General features: G+C 73.6%; 12 protein-coding genes. 9 read left to right on the top strand and 3 right to left on the bottom strand.

What is annotated here, in order from left to right; genetic code table 11:
* The first annotated feature begins 272 nt into the window (after window positions 1-272).
* Both ACFCLZ_RS28990 and ACFCLZ_RS28995 read left to right on the top strand, forming a co-directional pair.
* Window positions 273-1,976, top strand: coding sequence for a glycosyltransferase family 2 protein (locus ACFCLZ_RS28990; RefSeq protein ID WP_380286316.1), 1,704 nt, complete (start codon window positions 273-275; stop codon window positions 1,974-1,976).
* A gap of 16 nt (window positions 1,977-1,992) precedes the next feature.
* The gene (locus ACFCLZ_RS28995; RefSeq protein WP_380280709.1) at window positions 1,993-5,136 is read left to right on the top strand and encodes an acyltransferase family protein; all 3,144 of its coding nucleotides are present in this window, start codon (window positions 1,993-1,995) and stop codon (window positions 5,134-5,136) included.
* Window positions 5,137-5,291: 155 nt separating this feature from the next.
* On the opposite strand, the gene ACFCLZ_RS29000 is transcribed toward ACFCLZ_RS28995, so the two are convergent.
* Window positions 5,292-6,170, bottom strand: a complete 879-nt coding sequence (locus ACFCLZ_RS29000) for an SDR family NAD(P)-dependent oxidoreductase (RefSeq protein WP_380280711.1) — start codon at window positions 6,168-6,170, stop codon at window positions 5,292-5,294.
* 37 nt (window positions 6,171-6,207) lie between these two features.
* Here ACFCLZ_RS29000 and ACFCLZ_RS29005 point away from each other — a divergent pair, with 37 nt between their 5' ends.
* A complete protein-coding gene (locus ACFCLZ_RS29005) occupies window positions 6,208-6,903 on the top strand; it encodes a TetR family transcriptional regulator (RefSeq protein WP_380280713.1) in 696 nt (231 codons plus the stop codon).
* 72 nt (window positions 6,904-6,975) lie between these two features.
* Here ACFCLZ_RS29005 and ACFCLZ_RS29010 read toward each other — a convergent pair whose 3' ends face one another.
* A complete protein-coding gene (locus tag ACFCLZ_RS29010; protein WP_380280715.1) occupies window positions 6,976-8,193 on the bottom strand; it encodes a serine hydrolase domain-containing protein in 1,218 nt (405 codons plus the stop codon).
* Window positions 8,194-8,650: 457 nt separating this feature from the next.
* On the opposite strand from ACFCLZ_RS29010, the gene ACFCLZ_RS29015 reads away from it, so the two are divergent.
* Together ACFCLZ_RS29015 and ACFCLZ_RS29020 are read left to right on the top strand one after the other, a co-directional pair.
* Window positions 8,651-9,379 (top strand): DUF5995 family protein, encoded by a 729-nt coding sequence (locus tag ACFCLZ_RS29015; RefSeq protein ID WP_380280717.1) that lies wholly within the window; start codon window positions 8,651-8,653, stop codon window positions 9,377-9,379.
* 86 nt (window positions 9,380-9,465) lie between these two features.
* Window positions 9,466-10,185, top strand: coding sequence for a flavodoxin family protein (locus ACFCLZ_RS29020; RefSeq protein ID WP_380280719.1), 720 nt, complete (start codon window positions 9,466-9,468; stop codon window positions 10,183-10,185).
* A gap of 15 nt (window positions 10,186-10,200) precedes the next feature.
* On the opposite strand, the gene ACFCLZ_RS29025 is transcribed toward ACFCLZ_RS29020, so the two are convergent.
* Complete coding sequence (locus tag ACFCLZ_RS29025; protein ID WP_380280721.1) at window positions 10,201-11,031, bottom strand: hypothetical protein; 831 nt, start codon at window positions 11,029-11,031, stop codon at window positions 10,201-10,203.
* A gap of 150 nt (window positions 11,032-11,181) precedes the next feature.
* Between ACFCLZ_RS29025 and ACFCLZ_RS29030 the strand changes: the two genes are divergently transcribed.
* The 4 genes from ACFCLZ_RS29030 (at window position 11,182) to ACFCLZ_RS29045 (ending at window position 14,628) form a co-directional block, all read left to right on the top strand.
* Window positions 11,182-12,195 carry an ATP-binding cassette domain-containing protein gene (locus ACFCLZ_RS29030; RefSeq protein WP_380280723.1) on the top strand — a complete coding sequence of 338 codons (1,014 nt, stop codon included), beginning with the start codon at window positions 11,182-11,184 and terminating at the stop codon, window positions 12,193-12,195.
* On the top strand, window positions 12,192-13,043 hold the full coding sequence (locus ACFCLZ_RS29035) for an ABC transporter permease (RefSeq protein ID WP_380280725.1): 852 nt from the start codon (window positions 12,192-12,194) through the stop codon (window positions 13,041-13,043). The genes ACFCLZ_RS29030 and ACFCLZ_RS29035 overlap by 4 nt, the downstream gene beginning before the upstream one ends.
* Before the next feature lie 2 nt (window positions 13,044-13,045).
* Window positions 13,046-13,891, top strand: a complete 846-nt coding sequence (locus tag ACFCLZ_RS29040) for an ABC transporter permease (protein WP_380280727.1) — start codon at window positions 13,046-13,048, stop codon at window positions 13,889-13,891.
* A 155-nt stretch (window positions 13,892-14,046) separates the two neighbouring features.
* Window positions 14,047-14,628, top strand: coding sequence for a glycosyltransferase (locus ACFCLZ_RS29045; protein WP_380280729.1), 582 nt, complete (start codon window positions 14,047-14,049; stop codon window positions 14,626-14,628).
* Window positions 14,629-14,826 lie beyond the last annotated feature (198 nt).

Consider the following 14,826-nt stretch of genomic DNA (forward strand, 5'->3'; position numbering starts at 1 on the left):
CGACGACGTGTGGTGAGCGCCTGGTGCGAGGGCTCGGTGGGCAGGGTTGTTGGAGGAACGTTCACGTCCGTGTGACCTGCTGCTTCGTGGGGGTGGGGGAGGTGGCGCGGAGGTGGCGTCCGGGTCCCGGATGAGTGGGGTAATGGTCTATACCAATGGGGTACTGTGGCCATTGGAGCTGTCAGAAACACGGCTGTGGGGGCCATATGACTGTCCAACAGGTATCTCCTGTTTCCGCTTTGTCTTCCTTCTCTTCCGATTCTCCTGCTCATCTGCCGCAGCCGCCGGATGATCAGGAGCTCTACTGGTACTTCGGCCCGCAACGGCGGTGGGTGCTCGTCGCCAGTTCGGCGGCGTTCGTGTTCACGGCCGGGACGATGTTCACCTTCGCGTTGCGGACGCCGGCGCTCTGGGTGTTCCTCGCGGTGCTCGCGCTCAATGTCATCGCGCTGGGGCTGTCGTCCGTCAACAGCCTGCGCCAGCGGCGGCTCACCCGGCAGTCCCACGAGGTGCTGGTGCACGCGTGGGCGCCGGAGGAGCTGCCGACCGTCGACCTGTACCTGCCGACCTGCGGGGAGCCGCTGGACGTCCTGGAGAACGCCTACCGGGCGGTCGCCCGGGTGGACTGGCCGGGCGCGCTGACGGTCTGGGTGCTCGACGACGCGGACCGGTCCGAGGTCGCCGACCTGGCGGCCGCGCACGGGTACCGCTACGTGGTGCGGCCCGACCGGGGGCACCTCAAGAAGGCCGGGAACCTCAACCACGCGCTCACCTTGAGCAGTGGCGAGCTGATCGCCATCCTCGATGCCGACTTCGCGCCCCGGGCGGACTTCCTGCGCCACCTGGTCCCGTACTTCGCGGACTCGCGGATCGGCATCGTGCAGAGCCCGCAGTGCTTCGACACCGACGAGTCGATGAGCTGGATCGAGCGCGCCGCCGGTGCCGCGCAGGAGTGGTTCTTCCGCTGGATCCAGCCCTCCCGCGACGCCAGCGACGCCGCCATCTGCTGCGGCAGCAACGCCGTCTACCGGCGTGTGGCGATCGACGAGGCCGGCGGCTTCGCCCGGCTCGACCACAGCGAGGACCTCTTCACCGGCCTCGGCCTGTACGCCGAGGGCTACCGCACGCTGTACGTCCCGGTGCTGGTGGCCAAGGGCACCTCGCCGGACAACCTCGCCTCGTACGTCAACCAGCAGTACCGCTGGGCGATGGGCAACCTGCACCTGCTCGGCTCGCCCGAGCTCAAGCGGATCGGCGCGCCCTGGCGGATGCGGCTCTGCTTCTACGAGGGCATCGTCGGCTACCTGGCCGCCGCCGTGAACATCTTCGTCGCGCCGCTGCCGCCGCTGGTGATGATGTTCTTCTACCCGGACCAGATCCGGCCCTGGCACATGCTGCCGATGCTCGCGCCGCTCTGGCTCTGGCACGTGCTGCTGCCCCGGGTCAGCCGGACCCGCTGGCGGATCGAGGTGGTCCGCTCCAACGTGCTGATGGGCGTCGCCGCCGGTGTCGCGTTCTGGCACACGCTGCGCGGGCGCAGCGCCGCCTGGGTGCCGACCGGTGCGGCCGGTGCGGCCGGTTCCGCCGGTGGGGACGCCCCCGCCGCGCGCGGCAAGGCCCGGTCCGGCGGGATGGCCCGCAAGGTGGTGCTGCTCTCGCTGGCCTGGCTCTGCGCCTCGCTCGGCGCCGGCGCCCTCGGCCTCGGCCTGGCCGTCGCCGAGTACGGCTGGGCGCCCAACTGGGGCCTCGGGCTCTACCTCGCGGTGCAGGCGCAGATCGGCCTGCCGCTGATCCGCGACCTCCTCGGCGAGGTCCGCGGCAGCTCCCGCGGCGAGGCCGCCGCCGGGCCGAAGGCGCCCCGGCTCGGCATGCTGCCCCGCCGCTGGCCCGAGGGGCTGGCCGCCACCGCCACGCTCGTGCTCACCGCTCTGCTCGCCTCCGGCTGGGTCCGCCCGATGCTGCCCTGGCTGGGTTGAAAGGTCGTCGCCTTCCATGTCGTCGTCACCCGTACCGTCACCGATATCGTCACCGATACCGCCACCGTCACCGATACCGTCGCCGCCAGGGGCCGGCCGGGCCGTCCCCGAGCTGCGCCCGGACGCCTTCACCATCCCCGGCCGGCGGGCCGGCGCCGTCTCCCGGGGTTCCGATGCCCCGGGCCCGGCGCCCCGCTCGGCCGGCTTCCGTCCCGACATCGAGGGCCTGCGCGCGGTCGCCGTCCTCGCCGTCCTCGCGTTTCACGCCGCCGTCCCCGGCCTGGCCGGCGGGTTCGTCGGCGTGGACGTCTTCCTCGTCATCTCCGGCTACCTGATCACCGGCCTGCTGCTGCGCGAGGCCACCACGACCGGCCGGATCCGGCTCGGCGAGTTCTTCTCCCGCCGGGCCCGCCGGCTGCTGCCCTCGGCGGCCATCGTGCTCGGCGCGGTGGCGCTGTTCGGCGCCTGGCTGACCGTGCCGCTGCGGCGCGCCGACCTGGAGTACGACGTGCTCGCGGCGGCGTTCTCGGTCGGCAACTGGCGCTTCGTCGCCCAGCAGACCGACTACCTGGCGGCCGGGCGGGACGAGAGCCCGCTGCTGCACTTCTGGTCGCTGGCCGTCGAGGAGCAGTTCTACCTGGTCTGGGGCCCGCTGCTGGCGCTCACCGCCTACCTGGTGCTGCGGGTGGTGCGGCGCGGCCGGGCGGACGGGCGCGGGCGGGCGGTGCGGCCGGTCGCGGCCGGGCTCGCCGCCGTGCTGACCGCCGGCTCCTTCGCGCTCTCGCTGCGCTGGACGCACGACTCCGTCTCGCTGGCCTACCTCGGGACGCCCTCCCGGGTGTGGCAGTTCGGGGTCGGCGCGCTGCTCGCCCTAATGCCCTGGCACCTGCTGAGCGGACCGCGGCTGCCGCGCGTGCTGGTCGGCTGGGGCGGGGCGGTGGCCGTCGTGGGCTGCGTGCTGGCGTACGACAGCACGACCCCGTACCCGGGCTGGGCGGCGCTCGTCCCGACCCTGGGCACGGCCGCCGTCATCCTGGCCGGCACGCCCGGGCGGGACGGGGCCGCCGCGTCCGGCCGCTCCGGCCTCGGGGTGGACCGGGTGCTCGGCCTGCGCGTGCCGCGGGCGATCGGCCGGCTCTCGTACAACCTGTACCTGTGGCACTGGCCGGTGCTCGTCCTCGTCGGCGCGAAGTTCGGCCCGCTGGACTGGCCGGTGAAGGTGGCGCTCACCGCCGCTGCCGCGCTGCCCGCCTTCGCCGTGATGCGGTGGGTCGAGCAGCCGCTGCGGCACAGTCGCACCGTCTCCGAACTCCCGCGCCGTGGCCTGTCGTTGGGGCTCGCCTCGGTGGTCATCCCGGTGGTGCTGGCGCTGGTCGTCGGCTCCGGCACGCTGCGGCTGCTCGGTCCGGCGGCGCCGGTCGATCTGCGGGGCCTGCCGCCCGGGGCGTCGGAGGGCACCTCGCTGCTGGTGCGCACCGCGGCGGCGGCGACGGGGCCGGCGGTGGTGCCGGACGCCGTCCAGGCCCGCAAGGACTTCCCGCCGGACGGTGAGTGCGAGGTCGCCCCGACCGCCACCACCAGCCCCGACTGCCGCTTCGGCGTGGTCGGCAGCCCGGACCGGATCGTGCTGCTCGGCGACTCGCACGCCGGCCAGTGGTTCTCGGCGCTGCTCGCGATCGCCGCCGAACGGCGCTGGGAGCTGGAGGAGTTGGTCAAGCAGGGCTGCCCGCTCCCGGAACTGACGGTGGTCAACCCGCAGTTGGGGCGCACCTACCGCGAGTGCGACACCTGGCGGGCGAACGCGCTGACCCGGCTGACGGAGGGCCCCAAGCCCCGCCTGGTCGTCGTCTCCACGCTCAACCGGTACACCGACGACCGTGAACTGCTGCTCCAGGGCTGGGAGAAGACCCTCGCCCCGGTGCGCGAGCTCGGCGTCCCGATCGTCTACCTGCGTGACACCCCGATCCCCGGGACGGACGTGCCGGCCTGCGTGTCGGGCCACACCGACGACCCGGCGGCCTGCGAGTTCCCGCGCGACAAGGCGCTGTGGGCGGACCCGCTCGCCGAGGAGATCGCGGCCGGTCGGATGCCGGGCGTGCGCGCGGTGTCGGTGAACGACGTCATCTGCCCCGGCAGCGGCCGCAGTTGCCCGGCGGTGCTGGAGCGCATCCTGCTCTACCGCGACGACGCGCACCTGACCAACGTCGCCGCCGTCGTCCTCACGCCGCGTCTGGAGCGGCTGTTGACGGACTCCGGCGCCCTGCCGCCCAAGGCCGCGTCCGCCGCGTCCGGTCCGTCCGGCCTGTCGGCCCCGTCCGCCGGTTCGCCGCCGGTCACGGTGGACGGCTGGACGCAGCTGCTGCGCGACGACTTCGACGGCCCGGCCGGCAGCCGCCCGTCCGAGGCCGACTGGCAGTACGACCTGGGCACCTGCTACCCGGGCTGCCCGGCCCCGCAGTGGGGGACGGGCGAGGTCGAGACCATGACCGACTCGACCGCGAACGTCCGGCTCGACGGCCGGGGCGCGCTGGAGATCGTGCCCACCCGGGACGTGAACGGCCAGTGGTCGTCCGGGCGGATCGAGTCCCGCCGCGCCGACTTCGCCCCGCCGCCCGGCGGTGTGCTGCGGATCGAGGCCGGGATCGCCCTGCCCGACGTGACCGGCCCGGCCGCCGCCGGCTACTGGCCCGCCTTCTGGACCCTCGGCGGTGGGCTGCGCAACGGCTACACCGGCTGGCCGGCCATCGGTGAGCTGGACATCATGGAGCAGGTCAACGGCCGGGACGCGGTGTTCGGCACGATGCACTGCGGCGTCCTCGACGGCGGCCCCTGCCAGGAGCCCCGGGGCCTCGGCTCCGGCGACCGGCCCTGTGGCGCGGAGTGCCGCACCGGCTTCCACCGCTACGCGGTCGAGGTCGACCTGAGGCCGGGCGCCGAGGAGGTCCGCTGGTACCTCGACGGCCGGGAGCACCACCGGGTCCGCGCCGCGCAGATGGACCGCGCGACCTGGGACCGGGCCGTCGACCACGGCCTGTTCCTGATCCTCAACGTCGCCGTCGGCGGCAACCTGCCGACCGCCTTCGGCGGCGCCGTCACCCCGGCCACCGAACCAGGCCACCCGATGCGCGTCGACTACGTCTCCGTCGCCACGAAGCCGTAGCCGCCGCTCTGCGGGAACCACCGGCCCCGGGCCGGGGAGCGAACGACAGCTCCCCGGCCCGGGGCCGCTGCCGTCACCGGCCGGTGGCCGTTGCGGTCCCTCCCGGCGACGGCCGTTCGGCTTTCGGTCCACGGGGAGGGAGGGGCGCGGACCGGTCAGGACGCCGCGTCGGCCGGGAAGGGCACGGGGTAGGCCTCGGCGAAGTCGGCCGAGCGGGCGACCTCGCGCCACCTGGTGTCCTCGGCGAGGAGCCGGCGGCCCTGGGCGATGGAGGCCTCGGCCGCGTAGGCCCCGATCGGCAGGTGCTCGGGGACGTCGCGCCGCTTGGCCACCCGCACGAGGATCTCGGCGGCGCGCACGGGGTCGCCGGCGGCGCCGGCGCCGCTCTGCCGCATCCGCGTGTTCATGGCGCCGACCGTCCCGGCGTACGCCGCCGGGACGTCGTGGACGGTCATCGACGAGCCGGCCCAGTCGGTGCGGAACCCGCTCGGCTCGACCACCAGCACCTTCACGCCGAAGGGGGCGGTCTCGGCGCGCAGCACCCGGCTGAACCCGTCGATGGCGAACTTCGCCGCCTGGTACGAGGCGAGCCCCGGGGAGCCGCCGACCCGGCCGCCGACCGAGGAGAACTGCATCACCAGCCCGCCCTGCTGTGCGCGCAGCAGCGGGATCGCGGCCTTGGTGACGTGGTAGACGCCCCAGAAGTTGGTCTCGAACTGCGTGCGGAAGTCGGCGTCCTCGGTGGTCTCGATCGGCGAGACGTTGGCGTAGCCGGCGTTGTTCACCAGTACGTCGATCCGGCCGAAGCGGGCGTGCGCCCCGTCGAGCGCGGCCCGGGCGGCCGCCGGGTCGGTGACGTCGAGCGCGAGGGGGAGGATCCGGTCGCCGAACTCCTCGACGAGGTCGGCCAGTTGCTCGGGCCGGCGGGCGGTCGCCGCCACCCGGTCGCCGGCCCGGAGGGCCGCGCGGGTGAGGGTGCGGCCGAAGCCGCGGGACGTGCCGGTGATGAACCAGGTCTGTTCCGTGGTGTCCATGCCGTTAGTGAAACACTGTTGCGCTAATAGTGCAACGATGTTGCGCTACGCTGTCCGGGTGGAGGAAACGGAGTTCCAGCGCGCCCGCTCGCCCGAGGCCAAGCGCCGCCGCGAGGCCGCGATCCTGGAGGCGGCCCGGTCGCTCGGGCGGGAGCGCGGCATCAGGGACATCACCCTGACGGACATCGCCGCCGCGGTCGGCATGCACAAGTCGGCGCTGCTGCGCTACTTCGAGACCCGCGAGGAGATCTTCCTGCGGCTGACCGCGGAGGGCTGGGCCGAGTGGTCCGCCGCGCTGACCGCACGGCTGCGCGAGGCGGCGGACCCGGGCCCGGCCGCCGTGGCCCGGGAGTTCGCCGCCACCCTCGCCGCCCGCGGCACGTTCTGCGACCTGCTCGCCCACGCGCCGCTCAACCTCGAACGCAACGTCTCGCTCGACGCGGTGCGCGAATTCAAGCTGGCCACCCTCGCCGCCCGCGCGCCGATCACGGCGGCCGTCCGCGCCCAGCTGCCCGCCCTGGCCGACGAGGACGCCACCGACCTCGTCGCCACCGCCGTCTCCCTCGCCGGCGCCCTGTGGCAGATCGCCAACCCGGGCCCGGAGGTCGCCGCCCTCTACCGCGGCGACCCCCGCCTCGCCCACGCCGTCGTCGAGGTCGAGCCCCGGCTGGCCCGCATCCTGACCGCGACGGTCAGGGGGCTGGTCGCCGCGGCGGACGAAGCGGGCGGCTGACGTCCACCGGCCGGTGGGCACACCGTCCGCACCCGCACCGACCACGCCGGGCCGCCGCGGGCGGCGACGTCCTCAGCGGCCCGCGCAGAACACCGTCTCCAGGAACCCCATCATGGCCACCTGCTGCGCCGCCTCCTGCTCCCGGTCCCCGCGGCCCGTGTACGAGAGCGCGACCTGGCGGTCGGCGGTGCCCCAGAGCTGGGTGTCGTAGCCGAAGATGCCGCCGTTGTGTCCGAGCACCGGTCCGCACGAGAGCTGGTACCGGGCCAGGCCGAGGCCGTAGTCCAGCTGGTGCCCGGCCGGGTCGGTCTGGACGGTGGACGTCATCTCCCGCATCAGCCGCGGCGGCAGCAACTCCCCCTTCAACAGCGCCCGCTGGAAGCGGTTGAGATCCTCCGTGGTGGAGATCAGCGACCCCGCCGCGCCGGCCCAGGAGGGGTTCTGCTCGGTGACGTCGACGTCCGTGCGGCTGCCCGGCCCCGTCTCGTCGACCACCGTCCAGTACCCGTGGGCGTGCGGGCCCGGGATCCCGGGCGCGGTGCCGGGGAAGAGGCTGTGGGACATCCCGAGCGGGCGCAGGATCCGCCGGGTGACCTCCTCACCGTACTCGTGGCCGGTGGTCCGCTCGATCAGCAGACCGAGCAGCGCGTAGTTGGTGTTGGAGTAGTTCCACGCCGAACCGGGCGGGAAGTCCGGGGCGTGGGCGGCCGAGGCGGCCACCAACTGGCGGGCGGTGACGGTCCGCCGGAGCCCGCCGTCGGCGATCCAGGCGCGGAACACCGCCGGTTCGAACAGATCGGGGAAGATCCCGCCGAGTTCGTTGGTCGGATCCCACAGCCCCGAGGTGTGGTTCAGCAACTGCCGCACCGTGATGTGCTCGGCCCCCGGCACCAGACCCGGAAGGTGCCGGGCCAGCGGGTCGTCCAGGCCGAGCCGCCGCTCGCCGACCAACTGGAGCACGGTGGTCGCGACGAGCGTCTTGGTCACACTGCCGGCCCGGAACCGCCCGTCGGTGCGCACGGGCGCCCCGGTGGCCAGGTCGGCCACACCCGAGCCGCCGCGCCACACCCCGCCCCGGTCGCGCACCTCGGCGATCGCGGAGGAGGCCCCGGCCGCGGTCAGCGCGGTCAGCGCCTGCTGCCGCCGCCCGTCGACGCCACCCCGCTGCTCCGCCGCCGCGGCCGGAGCGTCGCCGGCCGGCGGATCCGCCGCCGCGACCGCGGGAGCCACCGGCGCGGCCAGGACGACACAGGCCGCGGCGGCCGCGACGAGGGCAAGACGACGTTTCATGGTTTCCTCCCCGGATCCGGGCGGACCGCGTCCGCCCCGGCCCCCAGCCTTGCCGCTGCCCGCCACCGGATCGTCGCTCTGACTGACGACCCGCCCCTCGGCCTGCGGAGGTACTCCCGTACACCCCCGGAAGGAGACCGCCCCGCACCGGAGTTGCCCATCGGCGGGCCGGCGTTCGGCCCGCTCGGCCTCCTCGTCGGAGAACAGTTCACGGAAACGCCTTGCCGCATCTCCTTTCGGGGCAGGAACCGGCTGGGATCGCCGTGCCAGGAGATGCCGAGGGAGTCACGGGCGCGTGTCGTCGCGACGAATCGCACGGCCCGCGCCTGGCGGCGGTTCTCCCGCGGACTCACCGGTTCGGGTGATGGGGGTGGGGCGTTCCCCGGTTCGGCGGACCCGGGGCGGCGGCGGTGTGTATAGGTGGCAGCCGGAGCACGCCGAGGGAAGGGAACACCCCATGACGCAGTCAGCCGCCAAGCCCGCGCAGAGTGTCGACGAGGTCATCGGGCGGATGCGGGCGATCGAGGCGCGGCTGGATCCGCGGGACGGGGTCGCGTGCTTCAACCGGATGTACCTGAAGGTCACGGAGCTGGTGGGGGAGCGGCTCACGGCCGGGTACTTCCAGGACCAGGTGTTCACCGAGCGGCTCGACGTGGTGTTCGCGAACCTGTACTTCGACGCGGTCGAGGCCGGCGAGGCGGGGCGGGCGGTGAACGAGGCGTGGAAGCCGCTGTTCGACGCGCGCGGACACCGGAAGGTGTGGCCGGTCCAGTTCGCGTTCGCGGGGATGAACGCGCACATCAACCACGACCTGGCGCTCGCCGTCGTCGAGACCTGCATCGAGCGGCGGACCACGCCCGACACGCCGCCGGTGCACGCCGACTACCTCAAGGTGAACGAGCTGCTCGCGCAGGTGGAGGCGCAGGTGCGGGCGTCGTTCGAGGCGCAGATCATCAAGGTCGCCACCGAGCAGGCCGAGCCGCTGAAGCACATCGTCGCCAGCTTCTCGATCGCCCGGGCCCGGGACGCCGCCTGGGCGACCACGCAGACGCTCTGGCACCAGCGCAACATCCGGCCGATGTACGACGCGACGCTCGCCGCCGTCACCGCGAGCACCGCGCTGGCCGGGGAGATGCTGGTGACGCCGGTGCTGGCGCCGGTGGAGCAGCCGGACGGGGAGGGGTAGCGCCCGGCCGGCCGAGTCCGGCGCGCGGGGGCGCGCGCGGTCGGGGTGGACTGGTGGGTGACCAGCCGAGACGCGAAAGGCCGCCGATGTCCTCCTCGCCCCCTGCCCGGTACGCCGACCTGAGTGCCCTGGTGATCAACTGCACGCTCAAGCGGTCGCCCGAACGCAGCCACACCCAGGGGCTGGTCGAGGTGAGCACCGCGATCATGGAACGGCAGGGCGTGCGGGTCGACGTGGTCCGCGCGGTGGACCACGACATCGCCACCGGGGTCTGGCCGGACATGACCGAGCACGGGTGGGAGACGGACGAGTGGCCCGTGCTCTACAGCCGGGTGATGGCGGCCGACATCCTGGTCCTCGCCGGGCCGGTCTGGCTGGGGGACAACTCCTCGGTGACGAAGAAGGTGATCGAGCGGCTGTACGCCTGCTCGTCGATCCTCAACGAGCGGGGGCAGTACGCGTACTACGGCCGGGTCGGCGGCTGTCTGGTCACCGGGAACGAGGACGGCGCCAAGCACTGCGCGATGAACGTGCTCTACAGCCTCCAGCACCTCGGGTACGCCGTCCCGCCGCAGGCGGACGCGGGGTGGGTGGGGGAGGCGGGGCCGGGGCCGTCGTACCTGGATGCGGGGTCGGGCGGGCCGGAGAACGACTTCACCAACCGCAACGCGACCTTCATGACCTGGAACCTGCTGCACTTCGCGCGGATGATCAAGGACGCGGGCGGGATCCCGGCCTACGGCAACCAGCGCTCCGAGTGGGACGCCGGGTGCCGCTTCGACTTCGAGAACCCGGAGCACCGCTGAGCGGCCCCACCCGCCTCAGCGGTCCGGACCGTCGCTCCACCGGTGGTCCGGGGGTTCCTCGCACGGGTACGGCAGCAGGACGGCCTGCGGGAGGCCGCCGTCGCGGGAGAGGGCGAGACACTGGCGGGGGGCGGGTGCCGGCCGCAGGTTGAGGCCCACCAGCACTCCGGCCACCAGCAGCAGGCCGGCCAGGGCGGCCGCCGTGCCCGTCCCGACGGTCCGGCGCCGCCGGGCACCGGCGGGCTCGGGGCGGACGGCGGGCGCCGCGGGCTCCGGCTGCCTGATGCGCCGCACCTCGGCGAGGCAGTGCGTCGCCTCCCGCAGCCGGGCCCGCCGCGGCTCCTGCGCGCCGGCGCCGTCCGGCACCGGTGCCCCGGGGCCCGCCCCGCCCCCGGGGCCGGCGCCCAGCTCGCCCCGCAGCTCGGCCACGATCGCCACCAGGACGTGGATCAGTTCCGCCGACTCCGCCGCGTCCGCCTCGGCCAGCCGCTGCGCGTGCCGCGCCCGGTCCAGCGCCTGCTGGGCGGCCGAGCGGCCCGCCGCGGGTGAGCGCAGGCCCCGGGCCGCCCGGGCGGCCTGTTCGTGGAGCTGGCCGGCGCGCGCCAGGAGGGCCGCCCGGGCCCGGGGTTCCTCCAGGCGGTCGTGGACCAGTTGCTGGAGCAGGTGCCAGGGGATGTCCTTCTCCGCGGAGCGGTACTCGCTCCAACTGGTCTTGCCGGCCGGGTACCGCTGAGCGAGTTCGCGGACGGTGAGCCCGGAGGTCACCTCCCGCACGAACCGGGCCAGGGCGTCGGCCTGTTCGGTCTCCCCTTTGAGCCGCCCCTGCGGGCGTCCGGCGCTCCCCACTCCCTGCCCCCTGCCTTGTCCGTGGCCAAACCTGATTGTCCGCCGCTCACCTGGGTCTCGTCCGCGTTTTTGTAGATGGACAATCAAACATGCCGCACGGTGGGATCTCCACCGGGTCTTCGGTCAACTTGCCAAAGGGAAGGTTGTCGTGTGTCGCTGATCGAAGTGGCGGGCCTGGTCAAGGAGTTCCGCAGGCCCAAGCGGATCGACGGGCCGCTCGGCGCACTGCGCACCCTGTTCACCCGCCAGTACGTGAGCAAGCGCGCCGTCGACGGGATCGACTTCTCGGTCGGCGAAGGGGAACTGGTCGGGTACCTGGGGCCCAACGGCGCCGGCAAGTCGACCACCGTCAAGATGCTCGCCGGGATCCTGCGGCCCACCGCGGGCCACGTGGAGGTCGCCGGGGTCGTGCCCTGGAAGGAGCGCGAGCGCAACGCCCGCAACATCGGCGTCGTCTTCGGCCAGCGCAGCCAGCTGTGGTGGGACCTTCCGCTCCGGGACTCCCTGGAGACGATGGGCCGGCTCTACGGGGTGGAGCGCGCCCGGTACCGGCGCTCCATCGCCCACTTCACCGAGGTGCTGATGCTGGGCGCCTTCCTGGACACGCCGGTGCGGCAGCTCTCCCTCGGGCAGCGGATGCGCGGGGACCTGGCCGCCGCCATGCTGTCCGAGCCGCGCGTCCTCTTCCTCGACGAGCCCACCGTCGGGCTGGACGTGGTGGCCAGGGAGCGGATGCGCGAGTTCATCGCCGTCCAGAACCGCGCGCAGGGCACCACCGTCGTACTGACCACCCACGACCTCGACGACGTCGAGCGGCTGTGCAGCCGCATCGTGCTCATCGACAGCGGCCGGGTCCTCTACGACGGCGACGTCGAGAAGCTCAAGTCGCGGTACGCGCCGCACCGGCAGCTGGTCGTCCAGCTCGCCGACGGCTCCCCGTGGCAGGGCGTCGACCTGCCCGGCGTCGAGTGCGTGCGGGGCGGCGCCGGGCCCGGGAGCGCCGGGCCCGGGAGCGTCTCGCTGCGCTTCGCCCCCGAGGACGCCCGGACCCCGGAGATCGTCGCCGCCGTCCTGGCCCGGCACACCGTCACCGACCTCTCGATCATCGAGCCGGACCTCGAAGGCGTCATCCACCGGATCTACTCCGAGAGCGGGGCCGCGTGACGGCGGCCACGGCCCGGCTCGGCCCCGGCCGGCGGATGGCCGCGTACGCCGCCCTGGCCCGCGTCCAGGCCCGTACCCAGCGGGTGTACCGCACCGACTTCCTGTTCGGCATGGTGGGCCTGCTGCTGCAGATCTACCTGCTCCGGCTGGTGTGGACCGCGGTCTACCCCGGCTCGGGAAGCGCCGGCGCCGGCCCGGGACGCGAGATCACCCTCGCCACCCAGATCGCCTACGTCTCCCTCGCCTCGGTGCAGGCCTGGCTCGCCAACTCCGACGCGCGGACGCTGGCGACGATCCAGCTGCGCATCCGGGAGGGCGCCGTCGCCCTGGACCTCGCCCGCCCCGTGCGCTTCACCGCCCAGATGGTCGCCGCCAGGGCCGGCGGCACGCTCGCCATGCTCCCGTTCGCCGGCTGCGCGCTGGTGTTCTCGGTGCTGGCGGGCGGCGCGCAGGCCCCCGCGTCCGTCCCGGCGCTGCTCGCCTACGCCGCCAGTCTGGTCCCCGCCTACGCCAGCGCCCTCCTGCTGGGCGTGACCGTCAGCATGATCTCGTTCTGGACCCTGGAGCTCGACGGCTTCTACTCCGTCTACCTGATGGCGGCGCACTTCTTCTCCGGGGCGCTGGTCCCGCTGTGGTTCATGCCCGAGTGGCTCGCCGACGTGACCCGCCTGCTGCCCTTCCAGACCATGGTCTACGTCCCCACCGCCCTCTACCTCGGCCAGCTGAGCGGAGCCCGAGCCGTCCTGGAGGCCCTGGCCGTCCAGTGCGGCTGGGCCGTGGCGCTGTGGCTGCTGCTGAGACTCGTGTGGTCCAGGGCGCTGCGCCGTGTCGTCGTGCAGGGAGGCTGACCGTGACGGTCCCCGCCGGCCCCGGGGCCGGATCCGCCGCCCGGCCGGTCCCGCGCCTGTACGCGTACGGGCTGCTCATGCGCGCGGCCGTGAAGTCCCAGCTCCAGTACCGCGGGAACCTGCTGTTCGGCCTCGCGGGCGGCGCCGCCTTCCAGGGGGTGGGGCTCGCCTTCATCTGGGTCGTCGCCACCCGCTTCGGCGCGGTCGGCGGCTGGTCCATGACGGAGATCTGCCTGCTGTACGGCATGCGCCTGACCTCGCACGGCCTCTGGGTGGTCCCGGGCAACCAGCTCTACTTCCTCGACGTCACCATCCAGACCGGCGAGTTCGACCGCTACCTGGTGCGCCCCACGGGTGTCCTGCCGCAGCTGCTGGCCCGCGGGATCCACCTGCCGGTGTTCGGCGATCTGGTGACCGGGCTCGTCATCCTCACCGGCGCGGCCTGGCAGCTCGGCGTTCCGCACTCGGCGGCCGGCGTGCTCTACCTCGTGCTGGCCCTGGTGGGCGGCGCGATGGTCGAGGGCGCCTTCCAGATCGGCATCAGCGCGATGTGCTTCCGCACGCTGTCCAACCGCTCGCTGCGCGTGCTGGTCGACAGCGTCATGAACAGCTTCGGCGGCTACCCGCTCAAGGTCTTCCCCGGACCGGCCCGCTTCGTGCTCACCTTCCTCGTGCCCGTCGCGTTCGTGGCCTACCTGCCGGCGGGCGTGCTGCTCGGCCGGGCCGGCGACCTCCACGTCCCCCTCTGGGCGGCCTGCGCCGCGCCGGGCGCCGGGCCGCTGCTGCTGTGGCTCGCCCACCGGCTCTGGCGGGCGCAGTCCGCCCACTACTCCAGCTCGGGAACGTGAGGGGCGGGTTACCGCCGGGCCGACCGCACCACGGAGCAGCCGTTCCACCACCGGACCCGGCCGTTCCACCACCGGACGAACACTCCACCAGGGAGAGAAAGGATGACGGCGTGCTGATACCACGGGTCTTCCATCAAGTATGGCTGGGCGGTCCGATGCCGGAGAGGTTCCGTGCCTACTCCCGCACGTGGCGCCGCCACCACCCCGACTGGGAGTACCGGCTCTGGACCGAGGACGACCTCGACCCCGCCCGCTCCGGCTTCCTCACCAACGGTGATGCCTTCCTGGAGCTGGAGAGCTGGTCGGAGAAGTCCGACGTGGCGCGGTTCGAGATCCTGCTGCGGTGCGGCGGCATCTACCTCGACACCGACTTCGAGTGCCTGCGGCCGCTGGACGGACTCCTGACGGACGAGGACGCCTTCGCCGCCAGCGAGGACGGCGTCCACATCTCGACCGGCATCATGGGGGCCGTCCCCGGCCACCCGTTCATGGCCGCCTGCGTCCAGGAACTCCCGGTCAGGATGAAGGAGTTCGCCGACGCCAACGCGGCGCTGAAGACCGGTCCGGGGATGGCCACCGCGGTGTTCGCGCGCCAGGAGGAGCAGGACGGCCGGCCGCCGCTCACGGTCTTCTCGAGAGACCTGTTCTATCCGTACCACTTCACCGAGCCGCACCGGGCGGGTGAGGAGTTCCCCGGCGCCTACGCCGTGCACCACTGGGCGGCCAGCTGGATGTAGAGCGGCCCCCGAACGGCCTCGAACGGCCATCGAACTGCCCCTCGAACGGTCCTCGCACTGCGCCTGACCTGCCCCTGACCTGCCTCTGACCTGCCCCTGAGCGGCCCCGCCACCCCGGCGGGGCCGCTCCGCCGTTGGTGCCGGTCCGAGCCGATCATCAGATACGCCATTTCAAACGCGACTGATGTGAACGTTCAC

This window comes from Kitasatospora purpeofusca, from assembly GCF_042691725.1.
In the GTDB taxonomy this organism is placed as follows: domain Bacteria; phylum Actinomycetota; class Actinomycetes; order Streptomycetales; family Streptomycetaceae; genus Kitasatospora; species Kitasatospora purpeofusca_B.

Coding starts and splice junctions, on each gene's coding strand:
- ACFCLZ_RS28995 (WP_380280709.1), top strand. CDS start 1,993: ATGTCGTCGTCACCCGTACCGTCACCGATATCGTCACCGATACCGCCA.
- ACFCLZ_RS29000 (WP_380280711.1), bottom strand. CDS start 6,170: ATGGACACCACGGAACAGACCTGGTTCATCACCGGCACGTCCCGCGGC.
- ACFCLZ_RS29005 (WP_380280713.1), top strand. CDS start 6,208: ATGTTGCGCTACGCTGTCCGGGTGGAGGAAACGGAGTTCCAGCGCGCC.
- ACFCLZ_RS29010 (WP_380280715.1), bottom strand. CDS start 8,193: ATGAAACGTCGTCTTGCCCTCGTCGCGGCCGCCGCGGCCTGTGTCGTC.
- ACFCLZ_RS29015 (WP_380280717.1), top strand. CDS start 8,651: ATGACGCAGTCAGCCGCCAAGCCCGCGCAGAGTGTCGACGAGGTCATC.
- ACFCLZ_RS29020 (WP_380280719.1), top strand. CDS start 9,466: ATGTCCTCCTCGCCCCCTGCCCGGTACGCCGACCTGAGTGCCCTGGTG.
- ACFCLZ_RS29045 (WP_380280729.1), top strand. CDS start 14,047: ATGCCGGAGAGGTTCCGTGCCTACTCCCGCACGTGGCGCCGCCACCAC.